Source organism: Leucobacter sp. Psy1, assembly GCF_020096995.1.
In the GTDB taxonomy this organism is placed as follows: Bacteria; Actinomycetota; Actinomycetes; order Actinomycetales; family Microbacteriaceae; genus Leucobacter.
On record NZ_CP083692.1, the window covers coordinates 2,995,332 to 3,013,549 of the forward strand.

At 68.7% G+C, this 18,218-nt stretch carries 17 protein-coding genes and 1 tRNA gene; 5 read left to right on the top strand and 13 right to left on the bottom strand.

What is annotated here, in order from left to right:
- The first annotated feature begins 47 nt into the window (after positions 1 to 47).
- The gene (locus K8P10_RS14210) at positions 48 to 824 is read left to right on the top strand and encodes an alpha/beta fold hydrolase (protein ID WP_224779543.1); all 777 of its coding nucleotides are present in this window, start codon (positions 48 to 50) and stop codon (positions 822 to 824) included.
- Positions 825 to 876: 52 nt separating this feature from the next.
- On the opposite strand, the gene K8P10_RS14215 is transcribed toward K8P10_RS14210, so the two are convergent.
- The 9 genes from K8P10_RS14215 to paaA form a co-directional block, all read right to left on the bottom strand.
- Positions 877 to 958: transfer RNA gene (locus K8P10_RS14215), tRNA-Tyr, on the bottom strand.
- Positions 959 to 1,036: 78 nt separating this feature from the next.
- Positions 1,037 to 4,744, bottom strand: coding sequence for a proline dehydrogenase family protein (locus K8P10_RS14220; protein ID WP_224779544.1), 3,708 nt, complete (start codon positions 4,742 to 4,744; stop codon positions 1,037 to 1,039).
- Between the two features lie 50 nt (positions 4,745 to 4,794).
- The gene (locus K8P10_RS14225) at positions 4,795 to 5,217 is read right to left on the bottom strand and encodes a hotdog fold thioesterase (protein WP_224779545.1); all 423 of its coding nucleotides are present in this window, start codon (positions 5,215 to 5,217) and stop codon (positions 4,795 to 4,797) included.
- Entirely contained in the window at positions 5,207 to 5,977 is a 771-nt protein-coding gene (locus K8P10_RS14230) for an enoyl-CoA hydratase/isomerase family protein (RefSeq protein ID WP_224779546.1), read from the bottom strand. The genes K8P10_RS14225 and K8P10_RS14230 overlap by 11 nt, the downstream gene beginning before the upstream one ends.
- 37 nt (positions 5,978 to 6,014) lie before the next feature.
- On the bottom strand, positions 6,015 to 7,127 hold the full coding sequence (paaE, locus tag K8P10_RS14235) for a 1,2-phenylacetyl-CoA epoxidase subunit PaaE (RefSeq protein ID WP_224779547.1): 1,113 nt from the start codon (positions 7,125 to 7,127) through the stop codon (positions 6,015 to 6,017).
- A gap of 17 nt (positions 7,128 to 7,144) precedes the next feature.
- On the bottom strand, positions 7,145 to 7,666 hold the full coding sequence (paaD, locus tag K8P10_RS14240; protein WP_370631896.1) for a 1,2-phenylacetyl-CoA epoxidase subunit PaaD: 522 nt from the start codon (positions 7,664 to 7,666) through the stop codon (positions 7,145 to 7,147).
- Positions 7,660 to 8,502 (bottom strand): 1,2-phenylacetyl-CoA epoxidase subunit PaaC, encoded by an 843-nt coding sequence (gene paaC / locus K8P10_RS14245; RefSeq protein ID WP_370631897.1) that lies wholly within the window; start codon positions 8,500 to 8,502, stop codon positions 7,660 to 7,662. Before paaC ends, paaD begins: the two co-directional genes overlap by 7 nt.
- A complete protein-coding gene (gene paaB / locus K8P10_RS14250; RefSeq protein ID WP_224779549.1) occupies positions 8,499 to 8,804 on the bottom strand; it encodes a 1,2-phenylacetyl-CoA epoxidase subunit PaaB in 306 nt (101 codons plus the stop codon). The genes paaC and paaB overlap by 4 nt, the downstream gene beginning before the upstream one ends.
- A gap of 46 nt (positions 8,805 to 8,850) precedes the next feature.
- On the bottom strand, positions 8,851 to 9,825 hold the full coding sequence (paaA, locus tag K8P10_RS14255) for a 1,2-phenylacetyl-CoA epoxidase subunit PaaA (RefSeq protein ID WP_224779550.1): 975 nt from the start codon (positions 9,823 to 9,825) through the stop codon (positions 8,851 to 8,853).
- 176 nt (positions 9,826 to 10,001) lie between these two features.
- Between paaA and paaI the strand changes: the two genes are divergently transcribed.
- From paaI to K8P10_RS14270, 3 genes are all read left to right on the top strand, one after another.
- Positions 10,002 to 10,538: a hydroxyphenylacetyl-CoA thioesterase PaaI gene (gene paaI, locus K8P10_RS14260; RefSeq protein ID WP_370631898.1), complete on the top strand. Its 537-nt coding sequence runs from the start codon at positions 10,002 to 10,004 to the stop codon at positions 10,536 to 10,538.
- Positions 10,539 to 10,597: 59 nt separating this feature from the next.
- Complete coding sequence (gene paaK / locus K8P10_RS14265) at positions 10,598 to 11,893, top strand: phenylacetate--CoA ligase PaaK (RefSeq protein WP_224781302.1); 1,296 nt, start codon at positions 10,598 to 10,600, stop codon at positions 11,891 to 11,893.
- Positions 11,894 to 11,957: 64 nt separating this feature from the next.
- The gene (locus tag K8P10_RS14270) at positions 11,958 to 12,578 is read left to right on the top strand and encodes a TetR/AcrR family transcriptional regulator (protein ID WP_224779551.1); all 621 of its coding nucleotides are present in this window, start codon (positions 11,958 to 11,960) and stop codon (positions 12,576 to 12,578) included.
- On the opposite strand, the gene K8P10_RS14275 is transcribed toward K8P10_RS14270, so the two are convergent.
- The gene (locus tag K8P10_RS14275) at positions 12,553 to 12,846 is read right to left on the bottom strand and encodes a hypothetical protein (protein WP_224779552.1); all 294 of its coding nucleotides are present in this window, start codon (positions 12,844 to 12,846) and stop codon (positions 12,553 to 12,555) included. The two genes, K8P10_RS14270 and K8P10_RS14275, sit on opposite strands and share 26 nt — an antisense overlap.
- A 471-nt stretch (positions 12,847 to 13,317) precedes the next feature.
- Here K8P10_RS14275 and K8P10_RS14280 point away from each other — a divergent pair, with 471 nt between their 5' ends.
- Entirely contained in the window at positions 13,318 to 14,427 is a 1,110-nt protein-coding gene (locus K8P10_RS14280) for an IS30 family transposase (RefSeq protein WP_224778578.1), read from the top strand.
- An 80-nt stretch (positions 14,428 to 14,507) separates the two neighbouring features.
- On the opposite strand, the gene paaZ is transcribed toward K8P10_RS14280, so the two are convergent.
- Genes paaZ through K8P10_RS14295 form a run of 3 tightly spaced genes read right to left on the bottom strand, consistent with a single transcriptional unit; the run spans position 14,508 to position 18,215 of the window.
- Positions 14,508 to 16,547 carry a phenylacetic acid degradation bifunctional protein PaaZ gene (gene paaZ, locus K8P10_RS14285; protein ID WP_224779553.1) on the bottom strand — a complete coding sequence of 680 codons (2,040 nt, stop codon included), beginning with the start codon at positions 16,545 to 16,547 and terminating at the stop codon, positions 14,508 to 14,510.
- A gap of 55 nt (positions 16,548 to 16,602) precedes the next feature.
- Complete coding sequence (locus K8P10_RS14290) at positions 16,603 to 17,460, bottom strand: 3-hydroxyacyl-CoA dehydrogenase family protein (protein ID WP_224779554.1); 858 nt, start codon at positions 17,458 to 17,460, stop codon at positions 16,603 to 16,605.
- Positions 17,457 to 18,215: an enoyl-CoA hydratase/isomerase family protein gene (locus K8P10_RS14295; RefSeq protein WP_224779555.1), complete on the bottom strand. Its 759-nt coding sequence runs from the start codon at positions 18,213 to 18,215 to the stop codon at positions 17,457 to 17,459. The genes K8P10_RS14290 and K8P10_RS14295 overlap by 4 nt, the downstream gene beginning before the upstream one ends.
- Positions 18,216 to 18,218: the final 3 nt, after the last annotated feature.

Below are 18,218 nucleotides of genomic sequence, written 5' to 3' on the forward strand. Positions count from 1 at the left end.
GCACCGGAGGCGCAGCGAGGCGGGCTGACGGCGATATTCTGGTGGGCATGGAAAGTCGCGACCGCACGCATCGGAACGGTGACGTCCAGATCGCATTCACGGACACCCCTGGCCCCGACGGCCGAGTGTTCGTCCTCGTGCACGGCATCGGCATGGGCCGGGTCGTCTTCGCCGAGTTGGGCGCAGAACTCTCCTCGTCCGGCCGGGTGCTCGCGATCGACATGCCCGGATTTGGAGACTCCCCCGAACCCGGGTCCACGACGAGTATCGAGGAGACCGCTGAGAACGTCGCTCGGTTCATCCGTCAGGAGGCCCACGACCCAGTCGTTCTCGTCGGGCACTCGATGGGCACTCAGGTCGTCTCGGAGGTGGCACTCAATCACCCCGACCTGGTGGAGGCACTCGTCCTGATCGCGCCGACCGTGAACCGGCACGAGCGCACGGCCCGCCAGCAGAGCCTGCGCATGGTCCAGGACCTCGTGGGCGAGGGACCGAAGGTCCTGCTGCTCGGACTCTGGCAGTACGCCAAGACCAGCCCGCTGTGGTTCGTCAACAAACTCAAGTTCATGCTCAGGCACCGGCTCGAGAACATCTGCTCGAGCATCGAAGCTCCGACGCTACTGCTGCGCGGGGAGACGGATCCGGTCTGCCCGCCGGAGTGGGTCGACGAGCTCGCCGGTGCGTTCCCGAATGCCGAGTCGCGGCAGATCGACGGCAGGGGCCACGAGGCCGTCATCAAGAGCCCGCAACCGGTGGCCGGCATGATCCTCGAGTTCATCGGCACCGAGGAAGCGGCCGGGCCGAACGAGGATCACCTCGTCTGAGACGGAGAAAGCCCCCGATTCGGAACGAGTACCGGATCGGGGGCTTCTACTGTGGCGGGTGAGGGATTCGAACCCCCGTAGGCTGTGCCGGCTGATTTACAGTCAGCTCCCTTTGGCCGCTCGGGCAACCCGCCAATGGCCGCGTCACCGCAGCCGAGAACCAACATTACCGTTTCGCCACCGCAAACGGAAATCACGACGCGCGCTGCGCGCTATCGCTCGAACTCGGCCATCCATTCGTCGAGCTCGGGGGACGGTGCTCCCATGGCGTGGCGGTGCGTGCGCACCGAGATCGCCTGTTCGCGGAGCAGGCTGACGAGCTCGACCGGGCCCGCCATGGTGACGGGTTCGGCCCAGAGGGCGAGGTCGGCGCCACCGCTCATCCACTCGGCTGTGCGCACGCGATCGCCTCCGATCATGCGTACGCGGGCGACGGGCGCGCCGTCGACGGCGGGCGGCGTGACGACGACCCGTTCGAGCCAGTCGGTGTCGCTCTCGAGGGAGAGCGCGATGCCCTGCGTGCGGAGGAACGCCGTTACCGGATCAGGCAGCACGTGCCCGGTCGATACGGCGAACGGGGCACGCACGAGCAGTGCCGCCGCGATCACGCGCAGCAGCTCGGCAACGGGTTCGCCTTCGGAGAGCCGGATCTGCACGGGCACCGGCCAGTGTCTGAGGGCGTTGCGCTCGATCCCGAGTCCGACGGTGTCTCGGACGACGCCGAGCGAGGTGCGCCAGGCGAGCACGTCGGCGAGCGCCGCGCGCCTGAGTTCGTCGAACTGCTCGTAAGAGAGCGCTTCCTGCGCGACCTCGATCAAGATCTGCACCTCCGGATCGAGCCCTCGCAGGTGCAGGGTCGAGCTGCGCGTCCCCTCGCGCACCTGCCAGGTGCCGAGCGTGAGGAGGCGTTGCGGCCCGCCCGAGAGCGCGGAGATGCCGGCGCCCGCGTCGTTCCACGCTCCACTGGGATGCCGCTCCACCCGAGCACCTGTGGTGGGCCGGTTGACGGCGAGCGCCGCAGCCTGCGCCCGGTCGAGCCAGTGGAGGATCTCGCGGGGGTCGAGCGATTGGAGCCCTGCAACCGCACCGCCGCCCGCCGACTGGGTCGCGATCGCGTCGCCGAGCGTGAAGGCGTGGGTGAGACCGAGCACGGGAAGGTCTCGCGCGTCCTCCCAGAACCGCGAACCGCTCGCGACCCCCAGACGCACGCCGGGGGCCCAGAGACGGCCGGTCTCGTCCAGCTGCCGCGGCTCCACGAGCCACTCCTCGCCCTTGTCGAGCTCGGTGAGCGCGCGGAGCCCCGCCGCGGATGGCGGAGCGGGCAGCGGCCCGATCTGGAACCCCAGGGGGTCGTTCGCACCCGGGGCCGCGGAGTCTCCGACCCGCAGGCCGCGCACGGCATCCGCCAGCCCCTCGCGGAAGCGTCGCGACCGGTGCACGGCGCCCACGAGGATGACCCGGCTGACCTCGCGCGGCCCCGGTTGACCGAAGGCCGAGGCGACGACGTCGGCGATGGCGGAGTCGATCTCGGCGGCCGGAGTGACGATCACGCTTCCGGTCGCGGGGAACCTGCTGTCGAGCCGGAGCTCCGGCCGTCGCTGCGCGATCGCCCGCGATGCCCCTGGGCTCGCGAGCACCGTGGCACGATCTACCGGCGTCTCGGCAGCACCCAGCGCGCGGGCGAACGCCACAGCACCGTCGGGATCCTGCTCATCACCCGGGGTGAGCGCGACGGTCGTCACGGTGTCGGCTGGCAACCCTGATCCCGCCCACTCCTCGATGAGCACGTCGGCGGCGCGGTGATGCGCGGCGGGGAGCGCCCACACCACGGCACTGCCCGCGGCGAGGAGCGCGACGACGCTCTCGACCTGATCGGCGAAGGTGGCCGATGCGCCCGCGATCACGACCCCGAGTCCGTCGGGGTGGAAGCTCGCGCCGCGCACCGCGTTCAGGTTCTCGGCGAGCTGACCCGTGTACCTGGCGACGTCGACGATGTCGGTGACGGTCGCGTCGATGACCCCGATCGGCGCGCCGACATCGGCGGCCATGGTCTCGGTGAGCCGGTCGCGCGCAGCGACGGTGGCGAGTGCAGCGCGCCGCAGGCGGGTCGCGCGCAGCGTGTGGTTCTGCGCCGCCCAGCGATCTCCGGCGGCGCGGGCGCGCTCCAGGATCCTTTCGATCTCGGGCGCTGCAGTGTCGGCTGCCGCAGTCTCCGCGGGTGCGGGTGCGGCCGCCGCGTTGCCACGGTGCTCCGCCGCGCGCTCAAGCAGCTTCCGCGCCCACTCCCGGTTGGCTGGCACCGTCGCGTCGGTGACGGGTTCGGCGGCGAACCCGGACTGAGAGACGACGGGGATCGCGATGGGCGAGCCCATCGCTTCGAGCTGCACCTCGCCGGTGTCCGCGCGCCCGAGCCCGAGCACTGCCGCGGTCAATCCACCCGTCTGGAACGGTGACGGATCGTCGGGCGCACGGTAGAACAGCGCACTGTCGCGCTCGCTCGGATCCCACTCCCGCGCACGCTGCTGCGTCCGTCGGACGGGCGGGAACGGCTCTGACGCCGCTTCGAGGGCCGCGCGCAGGCGTGCATCCTCCGCGGCGAGCGCCTCAGTGTCGCCGCGCAGCACGCCGTCGAGGCGAGCAAGCGCTGAGGTCTCATCGGCTGCCTCGGCGGCGAGCCCGAGCAGCAGGTCGACGGCGCCGCCGAACTCGGCGGGGCGGACGAGGGGTTGCGCGATCCTGACTCCGGCCCGAGAGCGGGCGAGATGCTCCGCGAGATCGTCGCCGACCCCGGCGCGCAGTCGGAATCGGAGCATGCCTGCGAGGTCGCGTTCCTGCGCGATGGCTTCGACGGCGGCGATGAGGTGCGGATCATCGCTCGCGATCACGACGCGCACGACGGCGGCGTGCTCGGGGCGGAGCACCAGGTCGGCGAGCCTGAGCAGCTGCGCGTCGACCTCGGTGCGCTCGTCAAGCGCGGGGACCGCCAGGCCTGAGTGGATGGAGGCGATGCGTTCGGCACCGACGATGCCGCCGTGCTCGAGGACGACCTCGAGCGGCGCCCCGCCCTCTGCAGCCCGGAGTCCGGCCCAGCGGAGCACCCGCTCGAGCAGCTCGCGGGAGTCGGGCAGTTCGGTCAGGATCCCCACCCCCGCCCGCACTCGATCGAGTGCGGGATCCGCGAGTGCGCGGAGCATCACCTCGGGTACGAGGCGAGCAGCGCGATAGGACGAAGGTTCGAGCGTGACGCCCACCTCGTGCGCGAGGGCGGCGCCGAGGAGCGGGCGGAGGCGCGTCACGGCATCCGAGACATCGGCCTCGAATGACCAGTCGGTCCCTCCGGGCATCACCCGCTCGGCGTCGACGATGAGGTCGGTCACGCCGGGGAAGCCTGCAAGGGCGGTGAGTCGTTCCACCTCGCGATCCGCTGCGGCGGGGCCGTGGACGGGATCGCCGAGTAGACGCACCGAGGGTCTGAGGCCGGCAGCGGTGCGCCGCTCGAGGGCCGTCGCGAGTGCTGCCGCGCGGTTCGGGTGCTCGGGATCATTCGGCAGGCGCGCCGCGAGCACGAGGTGCTTCGCACGGTCGCGCAACCAGCGCCGCGCGATCGGCACGACCGCCCACGGAAGCCCGAGCGACGCGAGCCCACCGGCGCGCACCGCGAGACGATCACGGACGGGAAGCGTCTGCGGCAGGTCCCTGGAGGCTTCCCTCAGCCCGAACGCCGTTGCGAAGGCGTCGTCCGACCCGGCGAGGAGGTCCATGACTCTCCGCGTGAACGCCAACCCGCTCGCATCGTGACGCGCACCACCGACCAGGTCAGGATGCTCGCGACCCGAAGTCCGGGCCTCACTGAGCGACCGCGCCCACTCGACGACTCGCGCCTCGGCGGCGTCCCCGACACCTTCCGAAAGCTCTGCCATAACCACACTGTAGGCGGGTCATCAGGGTTTTCCGCGGCGACGCGCAGCGGTCACTCGGACGGGGCGTCCTTGATGAGGTTCGTGATCCGCACGGTGCAGCAGCGGCGCCCCTCGTCGTCCTCCACGACGATCTCGTGGACGGTGAGCGTGCGACCGAGGTGGATCGGCGTGCACACCCCTGTCACGTACCCGGACGTCGCGGAGCGCACGTGCGTTGCGTTCACGTCGATGCCGACGGCGAGACGGCCGGGCCCCGCGTGCAGGTTGGCCGCCATCGAGCCGAGCGATTCGCCGAGCACGACGTATGCTCCTCCGTGGAGGTACCCCACCGTCTGACGGTTGCCGGCGACCGGCATCCGCGCGACGGTGCGTTCCACGGTGTACTCCGTGAACTCGATACCCATGGCATCGGCGAGCTCTCCCGAGCCGTTCTGCGCGACCCAGTTGCCCGATTCGAGACCGTCACCGACCATGGAACACCGGCTTCCGCTTCTCCTGGAACGCGGCGAACCCCTCGCGGTAGTCGTCCGTATCGCAGAGAGCCGCCTGGGCGCGGTTCTCGTCGGCCATCGACTCCCAGAGACCGATGCGCCGGTCGCGCAGGTCGCGCACGAGTTCGCGCGACGCGAGGAAGGCGCGGGTGGCGCCTCGGGCCGCTTGCGCTGCCGCACTCCGGGTCACTTCGAGCGCGTCGTCGTCGGGGAGGACCCGCGAGAAGAGACCCGAATCCACCGCCTCCGATCCCGACATGAGTCGCCCCGTGTAGATGAGGTCGAGGGTGCGGTGCGCGCCGAGACGCTCGACGAACAGCGCGTGCCCGCCCGAGTCGAGGGTGGCACCGAGGTTCGCGAACGGACTGCCGATCTTCGCTGACTCGGCGACGTAGACCACGTCGCTCGCGATGAGCAGGCCGAGCCCGACCCCGAGGCAGGCGCCGTGCGCAACGGCGAAGGTGGGCGCGGGGAACGCCGTCATCCGCTCCATGAGTGGCTGGATGCGCCCCTCGAGATACCCGAGCACATCGTCCTCGCGCGGGTCGACGCCCGAGATGTCGCGACCGGCGCAGAACGCCCGCCCCTCGCCGCGCAGCACGAGCGCACGCACGCCGGCGTCGGCGGCCCGCGCGTAGGCACTCGAGAGCTCGTCGACGGCTGCCGCGTCGAGCGCGTTGAGCTTCTGGGGTGCGTTCAGGGTGATCTCGGCGACATCGTCGGCGATGGTGAGGTCGATCACGGGGCTCCTCTTCGTGGGCGGGTGTCGGGCTCGGGTGTCACGCGTCGTAGTCGACGAAGACGCGATCCGACGTGGGGTGCGACTGGCAGGTGAGCACGTAGCCGCGCTCGATCTCGTCGGCTTCGAGCGCGTAGTTCTCGGTCATCGAGACGGATCCCTCGACGATCTTCGCGCGGCAGGTGCCGCAGACGCCTCCGGCGCACGCGAATGGAACATCGGCGCGGACCCGCAGGGCGGCGTTGAGGATCGTCTCGTTCGCGCTCACGGGACTCGCCACAGACCCCGAGGTTCCGTCGAGTCGGAAGTCGATCGCGATGGTCTTCTCGCCCTCCTGCACCTCCACCGGACGCGCACGCGTCGGGGTCGCCTGGCCTGGCTCGCCCGTTGTGAAGAGCTCGAAGCGGATGTGCGAGGACTCGACGCCGAACTCGGCGAGCAGGTCCCGGCACAGCTGCACCAGCTCGAACGGACCGCAGAGCACCCACTCGTCGACCATGCCGACGGGAATGAGCGTCGTGAGGATCGTGCGCAGCTTCTCCTCGTCGAGCCTGCCCGACATGATGGGCGCCGCACGCTGCTCGCGCGACAGCACGTGGTGGAGGGCGAAGCGCTGCGGGTAGCGATCCTTCAGGTCCGCGAGCTCCTCGACGAACATGACGTCGAGCGACGATCGATTGGTGAACAGCAGGTCGAACCTGGCGCTGTCGCTCTGGCTGAGCACGCGGTGAGCCATGGTGATGACGGGCGTGATTCCCGAGCCAGCGGCGATCCCGACGACCCGCTTGCCGTCGAGCTCGTCGAGGTTCGACGTGAACGCGCCCTGCGGCGTCATGACCTGCAGCGTGTCGCCCGGCTGCAGCTGCTCATTCGCCCAGCTGGAGAACACCCCGCCGAGATCGCGCTTGATCGCGACGGAAATGCTGCCGTCAGCCGGCGGCCTGCAGATTGAATAGGAGCGGCGCACGTCCTCGCCGTCGATGGTCGTGCGGAGGGCGAGGTACTGCCCCGCGGCGTAGCGGTACTCAGCGACGAGCTCGTCGGGCACGGCGAACGTGACCTCGACGCTCGACTCGGTGAGCGGGCGCACGTCGGAGACCGTGAGGTCGTGAAATTTCGCGCGCTGAGTCCTGCCGAGATTGATGGCGGCCATGGTGATCCTCTCGCGGCCTAGTGGACTTTGAAGTAGTCGAAGGGTTCGAGGCAGTCGAGGCACTCGTAGAGGGCCTTGCACGACGTCGAGCCGAACCGTGCGATCTCCCGGGTGCGCAGCGACTGGCACTGCGGGCACTTCACGGCGATCTGCACCGGGATCGGACCGCGGTGCATCGCGGAGCGGAAGTTCGGGGGCGCGATGCCGTACTCCTCGAGCTTGCGCTTGCCCTCCTCGGTCATCCAGTCGGTGGTCCATGCGGGGCTGAGCGTCGTGTCGACCACGACATCGGTGAACCCGGCGCCGGTGAGCTTCGCGCGCACGTCGTCGCGCATCTGGTCGATCGCCGGGCAGCCCGAGTAGGTCGGGGTCAGCACGATGCGCGCCGAGGTCCCGTCCACGTGCGCTTCGCGCAGCACCCCGAGATCCTCGATCGTGAGCGCAGGCACCTCCGGATCCAGCACCTCTGCAGCAAGGTCCCACGCCCGCGCCGCCTCGACGTCGGCGGGGCGGACGCCCGTGAGCTCCGCCGTCACCACGTCGCACCCGGGTGGCGTCTCGCGAGCCACTGCATCTCGGCCAGGATGTAGCCGAGCTGGGTGCTGTGTCTTCCCTCGCGGCCGCCGGCCATGGCGGGCTTCTTCGCCGGGCGCTCGAGCTCGGCTTCGGCGAGCACGGCGTCGACCGTCGCGTCGAAGGCGGGGCGCAGCGCCGACGGCTGCGGCACGGTGCCCGCGAGGCGCTCGGTCAGCGCGTCGTCGGTGAAGAGCTCATCGATGTAGGGCCACACTTCCTCGAGCGACACGATGATCTTCCCGCGGGACTCGTCGGTGCCGCCGGCAAGGCGCAGGATCCACTGGACCGCGTGATCCAGGTGGTACCTCACCTCGCGGTCGGCCTTGCCCGCGATCGCCGCGAGCGAGGGATCGTCGCTGCGCAGCAGCTCCCGGTAGAGCTCCGCCTGGTACGCGGAGAACAGGAACTGACGCGCGATCGTGTCGCCGAAGTGCCCGTTCGGCTGCTCGACGAGCCAGCAGCTGCGGAAATCGGGCTCGTCGCGCCAGTACGCGAGGTCGTCCTCGGATCGTCCGGACGCGGTACCGGCGTAGTGGAGCAGTGCCCTGGCGTGCCCGAGCAGGTCGAGGCCGATGTTGCCGAGCGCCATGTCCTCCTCGAGCTCCGGGGCGCGGGAGATCCACCACCCCAGCTGCTGCGCGAGAATCAGGGCGTCATCGCCGAGACGCAGCGCGTACTCGGCCACGTCGTCCGACGCGGTACCCGAGACCCCCAGCAGTTCTTCCGAGAGCTGCAGTTCATCGACGCTGACATCGCCGTGGACATCGCCGTGCACGTCATCGAGGTGGGTGTCGCTCACAGGTGCTTCACCCCCTCGGCGCGGGTGTAGTAGATCGCGTGGCGGTAGTTCTTGCCCGCGGGCGACTCGAAGAACACGCCCTTCGAGTCCGGGTCGCTCGTCGTGATCGCCGCAGCGGGCACGACCCAGATCGAGAGGCCCTCATTGCGCCTGGTGTACAGATCGCGGGCGTTCCGCAGCGCCATCGCCTCGTCGGGCGCGTGGAGGGACCCCACGTGCACGTGGCTGAGCCCGCGCCCTGCACGGACGAAGACCTCCCACAGGGGCCAGGTCTCGGTACCGGTCTCACCGGGTGTCGACATCGTCGTCTCCTTGGTCTGCTGTTCGTGTGCTCGGTGTGCGGCGGGCCTACGCCGCGAGAGGCTGCTGATCGCGCTCGCGCTGCTTCCGCGCGTACTCCGCGGCGGCCTCGCGCACCCAGGCTCCGGCCTCGTGCGCTTCGCGCCGGTGACGGATCCGCTGCGTGTTCGCGGGGCCGCGCCCGTCGAGGACGGCGTTGAACTCGTCCCAGTCGATCTCGCCGGTGATCCAGGTGCCGGTCTCCTCATCGAATCGGAGATCCTTGTCGGGGCACTCGAGACCGAGCGCCTCGAACTGCGGCACGCACATGCCGACGAACCGGTTCCGCAGTTCATCGTTCGAGAAGCGCTTGATCTTCCAGGCCATCGACTGCGCCGAGTTCGGCGAGTGCTCGTCACTCGGGCCGAACATCATGAGGGCGGGCCAGTACCAGCGGTCGACCGCGTCCTGCGCCATCTGCTTCTGCTCAGGGGTGCCATTCGAGAGCTCCATCAAGATCTCGAAGCCCTGGCGCTGGTGGAACGACTCCTCCTTGCAGATGCGCACCATCGCGCGCCCGTACGGGCCGTAGGATGCGCGACAGAGGGGCACCTGGTTGCAGATCGCCGCACCGTCGACGAGCCAGCCGATCGCGCCCATGTCGGCCCAGGTCGGCGTGTGGTAGTTGAAGATCGAGGAGTAGCGGGCCCTCCCCTCGATGAGCTGCATCGTCATCTCCTCGCGGGTGATGCCGAGCGTCTGGGCCGCCGCGTAGAGATAGAGGCCGTGCCCGGCCTCGTCCTGCACCTTCGCGGTAAGGATCGCCTTGCGCTTCAAGCTGGGAGCGCGGGTGATCCAGTTCGCCTCGGGCTGCATGCCGATGATCTCCGAGTGCGCGTGCTGCGAGATCTGGCGGATCAGCGTGCGACGGTACTTCTCGGGCATCCAGTCGCGCGGTTCGATGCGCTGATCGGCTTCGATGACCGCATCGAAGTGTGCCTGGTCGGCCTGCTCGGCTGGTTCGGTGGTCGCCGTGATCGACATCTGGTGCCTCCTTGCGTCAGACTTGCGCATCCGGTCTTGCTGTTCTTCCGTCTTTTGGTGGTAGTCTTCACGAGGGAAATTACTTACCGACCATTCAGTGAGTATACCGCTTTTCGCTTCGGCCGCAATCGCGGACCGGAACCGACGAGGGCCAAATGGCACGCAATGGAGCGCACATGAATTCACCGACGAATACGCAGGCAGAGGCCACCGACGCGACGCAGACCCGCGAGGGCATCGAGCACGAAGTCGCTCTCGATCCGAGCTGGTCGGCGACCGCGATGCTGCTCACCGACAACACCAAGCGTGCGTTCGGCATCACGATCCACGAGCTCGAGCGCGGTCGGGCGGTACTCTCGATGCGCGTCCGCGACGACATGGCCAACGGTTTCGGCATCACACACGGCGGCATGGTGTTCACCCTCGCCGACACGGCATTCGCCTACGCCTGCAACGAGGCCGACACAGCTGTCGTCGCCTCGGGCGTCGACGTCACCTTCACGCGGGCGAGCCACGCCGGCGACACCCTCACCGCCACTGCCGAGCGCCGCTGGCTCTCGGGCCGCAACGGCCTCTACGACGTGACGGTCGCCGACCAGGAGGGGCAGGTCGTCGCGGAGTTCCGCGGACGATCGCTCGCGACGAACCGCCCGATCCCGATCCCCTCGGACGCACCCACGGACGACAGCACTGCAGCGGAGGCCGGCGCATGAGCATCATCGACATCCCCGAGACCACCACGACGCGCAGCGGCAGAGAGGCACAGCGAACGATGACGACCACAGCCGAGGAGACGGGCTACCACCCCGAAGAGCGCCTGAGTCGCGCGGAGCTCGAGACACTGCAGCTCCAGCGACTGCAGTGGACGGTGCGTCACGCATACGAGAACGTCCCCTTCTACCGGCAGCGGTTCGACGAGGTCGGGGTGAAGCCTGAGGACATCCAGCAGCTCTCCGACATCGAGAAGCTCCCCTTCACCACCAAGAGCGACCTGCGCGAGCACTACCCCTTCGGCCTGTTCGCCGTGCCGATGGACCAGGTCCGACGCGTGCACGCCTCTTCGGGCACCACGGGGCGCCTCACCGTCGTCGGCTACACCGAGCAGGATCTCGACAACTGGGCAGACCTCATCGCCCGGTCCCTCTACGCTTCGGGCGTCCGCCCGGGGTGGATGGTGCACAACGCATACGGGTACGGCCTCTTCACGGGCGGACTCGGTGTCCACGCGGGGATCGAGCGACTCGGCTGCACCGTGATCCCGATGTCGGGCGGGCAGACCGCGAAGCAGATCCAGCTCATCACCGACTTCCGGCCGGACGCGATCATGTGCACCCCGAGCTACCTGCTCACCCTCGCGGACGCGTTCGAACAGGCCGGCATCGACCCCCGCACGACCAGCCTCAAGGTCGCCATCTGCGGCGCGGAACCCTGGACCGACGCGATGCGCGCCGAACTCGAGGAACGCATGGACATCAAGGCCGTCGACATCTACGGCCTCTCCGAGATCATGGGGCCAGGCGTCGGCAACGAGTGCGTGGAGACGCAGGACGGCCCCCACATCTGGGAGGACCACTTCCTCCCCGAGATCATCGACGACGACCTGCGCCAGGTGCCCGACGGCACGACCGGAGAGCTCGTGTTCACGACACTCACCAAAGAAGCGTTCCCGATGATCCGATACCGCACCCGCGACCTCACATCGCTGCACCCGGGGTCCGCTCGTCCGTCGCACCGTCGAATCGCGAAGATCACGGGGCGCAACGACGACATGATCATCCTGCGCGGGGTGAACCTCTTCCCGACGCAGATCGAAGAGATCGCGCTCGAGATCCCCGAGCTCAGCAGCCACTTCATCCTGGAACTCACGAAGAACGCCGCGATGGACCACCTCACCGTGAAGATCGAGCCCCGCGAGGACGTCGATCACGCCGAGGCTGAGGTCGCGGGCAAGCTGCTCTGCACGCTCGTGAAGGAGCGGGTCGGCACGACGCTCGGCATCGAGATCGTCGCACCGGGATCGCTGCCCCGCTCTGAGGGCAAGCTGAAGCGGCTGTACGACCTGCGGTAGCTTGTACTCGGCGGAATGCTCCCCTGCCGGAACGCCCGCGCGACGCATGAGAGAGGACCCGGACGTGAACGACACCACTCCCGCCCCGCGCCGCGGCCGGCCGGGCCACGACCAGAACAGCATGCTCGCCGTCATCGTCGAGGTCTTCACCGACCACGGCTACGACGCCTCATCGCTCGAGATGATCGCCAAGCGCCTCGGCCTGTCGAAGTCCGCCGTGTACCATCACTTCTCATCCAAGGGGGAGATGCTCGAGCTCGCACTGGAGCGCGCGCTCGGCGAGCTCGAGCGCGTCTTCGATGAGGCCGAAGCTCGCGAGGGAGACGCCGTCTCGCGCATCCGCTTCATCGTGAGGGAAGCCGTGATCGTCGCGTGCGAGCGGCGCGAGTACTTGACGCTGCTCCTCCGACTGCACGGCAACTCCGATGTCGAACGGCGCTCGATGGAGCGGCGGCGCGCGCTCACCAGCCGCCTGCGCGAGACCTTCGCGCGCGCTCGCGACGAGGGATCACTGCGCGACGATCTCGACCCAGGGCTCGCAGCGCGCTTCACCTTCGGGCTCGTGAACTCGCTCGTCGAGTGGTACCGGCCCGATGGGCCCGTCACACCGGAGGCACTCGCCGACTCGGTGCTCTCCTACGTTCGCTCGGGCCTGCGGGTCAACGAGAGTCGCGACTTCCGCTGATCGCACCCGCCACGCGCGTCTGTTGAGCTGCGGCTGCGGTCCGCACCGCACGACGCCGGAGGCCAACCGCCACTGCGACCAGGGCGATGAGTACCGGACACGCGAGGGCCACCCACATCGCCCCGAAGCCCAGGCCGACGAGCCACTCGGAGCCGGCGAACCTCTCCCCCTCAGTGGAGAACTTAACTACCGAGATCCCCCCGAGAGCGACAAGACTGATCGTGAACAGCGTGGCGAGCACGAAAAGTACTGCACGCAAGAATCTCATGCTCTGAGAGTACTTCGTAGGCACGCGTTTGGGGCGACGCCTGTGATGACGCCTCGTTCAGATCCGAGGGTTTCGCTCAAGACCGGGAAGAAATGAACCTCGGCCGTCACACATCAGTGCGCTGCGCCGGGGTTGCTCACGAGTGTAGGCGTGAGATTTCCACCCGGCGAAGCCCGTCACCTGCTTCGTCATCGCCATTGCGGGGGTCCGCGGGGCCGAATGCAGACGCAGAGCCGTGAGGCGTATCTGCCGAGTGAACGGAGTTTGTTCCAGATCGGACGGCGGTTTCAGGGGGCTAGTGCAACACCTTCATTGATGGAGGTGTGTATGGCAAGGGTGCCGAGGAACTACTCGGACGAGGCATGGTCCGCTGTCTTGAACGAGGTGGTGCGCGTCGGGTCGATTGAAGCGGTCGCTGCTGGGCGAGGTATGAGCCGGAACACGGTGACGAAATGGGCCAGGCTAGCGGGCATGGACACCTCACGCAGGTATGCACGCCGGGCAGACCTTACTGATGCGGAACGTTCCCCGGGGCGCGCTTACCATCGTCTGGGGTTGGAAGAGCGGGTGTTCATCGAGACCGCGCTCGGCATGGAACCTGCCTGGTCATATCGCCGGATTGCCCGGCATCTCGGAGTGAACGTATCGACAGTGTCTCGGGAGGTGAGGCGTCATCCAGTGACCCGCCCTCCCCTGCCGAACGGGAACGCTGGGAGCGGGGGTTCTAGGTATCACGCTGTGACGAGCCAGTATCGGACGATGCTGCTGCGCAGATCTCCCCGAACAAGAAAGCTCGACGATACGTTCCTGCGAGCATTGGTGGCCGATAGGTTGAATGCGAAGTGTTCGCCGCAGCAGGTCGCTGGCAGGTTGCGGGTCGAGTTCCCCGATAGTCCGGAGTTGTGGGTGTCGCACGAAACGATCTATCAAGCCCTGTACGTGCAAGGCGCCGGTGCCCTGCGGCACGAACTCACTGTCGAGAAAGCGCTCCGTTCGGGACGGACCGGGCGCATCCCTCAGTCCAAGCTGCCGGCGCGGACGAGGCGTCCGTGGTTGGACGGGGCGCACTTATTGGATCGTCCTGCCGAGGTTGCTGATCGTGCAGTTCCTGGGCACTGGGAAGGGGATCTCGTGGTCGGTCCGGGGAACTCTGGACTGGTGACGCTGGTGGAGCGGCAGACTCGGTTCGCGTTGATCGGCAGGCTTCCCGGGGTGCGGGACTCGGCCACGGTGGTTCAGGTGATGCAAGAGATGGTCGAGGGGTTGCCCGGGGAGTTACGCAAGACGGTGACGTGGGATCAGGGGGTCGAGATGGCTCGGCATGCTGAGTTCACGGTCGCGACGGGGTGTCGGGTGTTTTTCTGTGATCCGCACTCGCCCTGGCAGCGGGGGTCGAACGAGAACCTCAATGGGTTGATCCGTGATTTTTATCCCAAGGGAACCAATTTCAATGGTGTCAGTGACGGGGAGATCGCCCAGGTGCAGGAGCTCTTGAACGGTCGCCCGCGTCAGACGTTGGGGTTTTACACGCCGCGTGAGAGGCTGGACGAGTTGATCAGCGGTGTTGCACTAGCCCCCTGAAACCGCCGACTCCTTCAGAACCAACTGTGTTCACTCGCGGGGTGTGCATGGGGCTCGAGCCCGAGCTCAGGCGACCCCGCCTACTCCGCCGGAATCTCCGGCGTCTTCGACACGAGCGTCAGCACGTCGTACGTCGCGACCGTCTCGCCCTCCTGGTTGGTGAGCACGGCGTCCCAGTGCACCTCGCCGTAGTCGTGCGTCTCGCGGGGAATGATCTCCTTCGCGGTCAGTGCGACGCGGATCCGGTCCCCCGGCGAGACCGGGGTCATGAACCGCAGCGACTCGAGGCCGTAGTTCGCGAGGACTGGTCCGGGCGCGGGCGAGACGAAGAGGCCAGCCGCGAAGGAGAGCAGCAGGTAGCCGTGCGCGACGCGACCGGGGAAGAACGGATTCGCCGCCGCCGCTTCCTCGTCGGTGTGCGCGTAAAACGTGTCGCCGGTGAACTCGGCGAAGTGCGCAATGTCGTCGAGGGTGACCTCGCGCTCCTCGGAGACGACCTGATCGCCGATCCGGAGATCCTGAAGGGACTTGCGGAACGGGTGCTGATCGTCGCGCGTCCCAGCACCGGCATGCCACACGCCCGTGATCGCGGTGAGCATCTCGGGGCTGCCCTGGATCGCGGTGCGCTGCATGTAGTGGAACACGCTGCGCACCCCGCCGAGCTCTTCGCCGCCGCCGGCGCGACCCGGGCCGCCGTGAACGAGCATAGGGAGGGGTGAGCCGTGGCCCGTCGAGCTCCGCGCGTCCACACGGTCGAGCACGAGGATACGCCCGTTGGCCGAAGCAGTACGGCGGGTGAGGTCGGCGACGAACTGCGCGTCTGCCGAAGCGACGCTGGTGACGAGCGATCCGCCGCCGCGCACGACGAGGTCGGCGGCCTGCTCCGGAGTCTCGTACGCGATCACCGACGAGACCGGTCCGAACGCCTCGGTGTCGTGCACGCGCGGCGACTCGGGGTCGTCGAAGCGGAGCAGCATCGGCTCGGCGAATGCGCCCTCCGCGGCAGGATCCTGGCCCTCTCCGACCACGATGCGCCCCCCGCCCTCCACGAGCCGCTGCACCTGGCGGAAGACCTCGGCACGCTGTTCCGCAGACGCGAGCGCCCCCATGGTGACGCCCTCCGCACGCGGGTCACCGACCACAATCTTCTCGGCGAGACGCGCCTCGACGGCCGCGACGAGGGCGTCCGCCGACTCGGCCGGAACGATCGCGCGTCGGATCGCGGTGCACTTCTGGCCCGCCTTCGACGTCATCTCGGAGACGAGCTGGCGCACGTACGCGTCGAACTCGGGCGTTCCCTCGACGGCGTCAGGACCGAGCACAGAGGCGTTGATCGAGTCGGTCTCAGCGTTGAAGAGGACGCCGCCCGTCTGCACGGCGTCGTGACGGCGGAGCTGATCCGCCGTGGACGCTGAGCCGGTGAACGAGACGATGTCACCGAGACGCGCGTGGTCGAAGACGTCGCGGACCGATCCCGATACCAGCTGGAGCGATCCCGCCGGAAGCAGCCCCGACTCGACCATGATCCTCACCATGTGCTCGGCGAGGTAGGCCCCCGGCGTCGCGGGCTTCACGATCGTGGGCATGCCGGCGAGGAACGTCGGCGCGAACTTCTCGAGCGCACCCCACACCGGGAAGTTGAACGCGTTGATCTGCACGGCCACGCCCGGCAGCGTCGTGCGAATATGCCGCCCGAGGAATGAACCGTCCTTCGCCAGCACCTCGACGGGTCCGTCGAGCTGCACACGGGAGTTCGGCAGTTCGCGACGGCCCTTGCCCGAGTAGGTGAACAGCACTCCGATGCCGCCATCGACGTCGACCCATGAGTCGGCTTTCGTGGCGCCCGTGCGGCTGGAGAGCTCGTACAGCTCCCGCTTCCGCTCGGTCAGTGCCAGCGCGAGCTGCTTGAGGATCACCGCGCGCTGGTGGAAGGTCAGCTCCCCCAGGCTCGCCTGCCCCGTGGTGCGGGCGAATTCCATCGCCGCGCCGAGGTCCAGACCCGCGCTCGAGACGCGTGCGACGACCTCGCCCGTCGAAGCGTCCCGCACCTCGGTGCCCTCGGCATCATCGGCGGGACTCCACCAGGAGTCGTGAACATAGCTTTGCAGCGTGCGCGTCATCGGGATTCCTCCAGTCGTGCGGCTCCGCCGCGTTCGGGATGCGGTGTCACCGCGGTCATGCGTCGTTCCAGTCGTAGAAGCCCCGGCCGCTCTTCCGGCCGAGCTTTCCCTCTGCGACCATGTCGCGGAGGATCTGCGGGGGTGCGAAGCCCGCGCCGAGCTCGCGCTCGAGCTGCTCGGCGATGCCGAGTCGCACGTCGAGCCCGACGATGTCGGTCGTGCGGAGGGGGCCGGTCGGGTGGCGATAGCCGAGCTCCATGGCGAGGTCGATGTCGTGGGCGCTGGCCACGCCCTGCTCCACCATGCGCATGGCCTCGAGGGCGAGGGCGACGCCGAGCCGGCTCGAGGCGAAGCCAGGCGCGTCGGCGACCGTGATCGGCGTCTTGCCGAGCGCCTCCACCCAGGTGCGGGCCCGGTCGGGCAAGCCGGAGTGGGTGTGCTCACTGACGACGATCTCGACGAGCGCGGAGGCGGGGACGGGGTTGAAGAAGTGGAGACCGATGAACTGCTCGGGACGCTCGAGCGCGTCCGCGAGGCGCCCGAGCGGAATCGACGAGGTGTTCGAGGCGAGCACGGCGTCCTGCGGCAGTTGACGCTCGATCTCGCGCAACGCTTCGAGCTTCAGTTCGAGCGACTCGGGCACCGCCTCGATCACGAGCCGGCACGCGCCGAATGCACCCTGGTCGGTCGCCACGGTCAGCGCCTGCTTCAGCTGCGGCGCACTGCCGTCGAAGCCTCGGGCGATCGACGCGTCGATGCTCTTCTCGATGCGCTCGCGGGCCGCCTCAGCCGCAGCCACGTCGCGTTCGACCACGACAACGTATGCGCCGGCCAGCAGGAACGCGTGCGCGATACCAGCGCCCATACGGCCGCCGCCGAGCACGCCGACGCGTGAGGGTACGGTCTCGGTCATCGCTGTTCCTGCTTCCGCTCGAGAAATTCGGTCATGCGTCGCTCCTTCTCGGGGCTCTCGAACAGGATCGCCTGCTCGGCGAGGTCGATCTCGGGGTGCGCGACCCGCGGTGCGGCAAGCACGCGCTTGGTGGCCTGCACGGCCGCCGCGTCGAGCTTCGCGATCCGCGCGGCGGTCCGCTCGGCCGCCTCGAGCGCGGCGCTACCGTCGTCGGCGAGACGGGTCACGAGACCCGCGGCGAGCGCGGCGTCGGCGTCGAGAACCCGGCCGGCGAGCAGGATCTCCGCCGCCAGCGGTTCCCCCACGAGTTCGCGGAGCCGCCACGAGGCACCTGCCGCGGCGATGATGCCGAGGCCGGTCTCGGGGTTGCCGATCTTGAGGGTCGGCGTGCCGATCCTGATGTCTGCGGCATAGGCGAGTTCGGCGCCGCCGCCCAGCGCGTATCCGTCGAGCACCGCGATCACGGGCATGGGGAGTGCGTGGACGCGCATGAAGGCCCGGGTGTTGATGCCTTCCCTGGCCTCGGGGGCGCGGCGTTCGCGCAGCTGCGCGATATCGGCCCCGGCCGCGAAGTCGCCACCCGCTCCGCGGATGATGAGGGTGCGCGGCGCGGCCTCCAGGTCGGCGCAGAGCTCGTGGAGGGCGTCGATGAGGTCCTGATCGATCGCGTTGCGCTTCTCGGGGCGGTTCAGCGTCGCGAGGATGTGCGTGCCGCGATCCTCGATGCGCAGCGGTCCGGTCTGTTCCGTCGTCATTCC

What these genes read in the sequence shown, in the direction of transcription:
- paaI (WP_370631898.1), top strand. Translation starts at nt 10,002, where the DNA reads ATGAATTCACCGACGAATACGCAGGCAGAGGCCACCGACGCGACGCAG.
- K8P10_RS14275 (WP_224779552.1), bottom strand. Translation starts at nt 12,846, where the DNA reads ATGAGATTCTTGCGTGCAGTACTTTTCGTGCTCGCCACGCTGTTCACG.
- paaE (WP_224779547.1), bottom strand. Translation starts at nt 7,127, where the DNA reads ATGGCCGCCATCAATCTCGGCAGGACTCAGCGCGCGAAATTTCACGAC.
- paaB (WP_224779549.1), bottom strand. Translation starts at nt 8,804, where the DNA reads ATGTCGACACCCGGTGAGACCGGTACCGAGACCTGGCCCCTGTGGGAG.
- K8P10_RS14225 (WP_224779545.1), bottom strand. Translation starts at nt 5,217, where the DNA reads ATGGTCGGTGACGGTCTCGAATCGGGCAACTGGGTCGCGCAGAACGGC.
- K8P10_RS14210 (WP_224779543.1), top strand. Translation starts at nt 48, where the DNA reads ATGGAAAGTCGCGACCGCACGCATCGGAACGGTGACGTCCAGATCGCA.
- K8P10_RS14280 (WP_224778578.1), top strand. Translation starts at nt 13,318, where the DNA reads ATGGACACCTCACGCAGGTATGCACGCCGGGCAGACCTTACTGATGCG.
- K8P10_RS14295 (WP_224779555.1), bottom strand. Translation starts at nt 18,215, where the DNA reads ATGACGACGGAACAGACCGGACCGCTGCGCATCGAGGATCGCGGCACG.
- paaA (WP_224779550.1), bottom strand. Translation starts at nt 9,825, where the DNA reads ATGTCGATCACGGCGACCACCGAACCAGCCGAGCAGGCCGACCAGGCA.
- paaZ (WP_224779553.1), bottom strand. Translation starts at nt 16,547, where the DNA reads ATGACGCGCACGCTGCAAAGCTATGTTCACGACTCCTGGTGGAGTCCC.
- K8P10_RS14290 (WP_224779554.1), bottom strand. Translation starts at nt 17,460, where the DNA reads ATGACCGAGACCGTACCCTCACGCGTCGGCGTGCTCGGCGGCGGCCGT.
- paaK (WP_224781302.1), top strand. Translation starts at nt 10,598, where the DNA reads ATGACGACCACAGCCGAGGAGACGGGCTACCACCCCGAAGAGCGCCTG.
- K8P10_RS14220 (WP_224779544.1), bottom strand. Translation starts at nt 4,744, where the DNA reads ATGGCAGAGCTTTCGGAAGGTGTCGGGGACGCCGCCGAGGCGCGAGTC.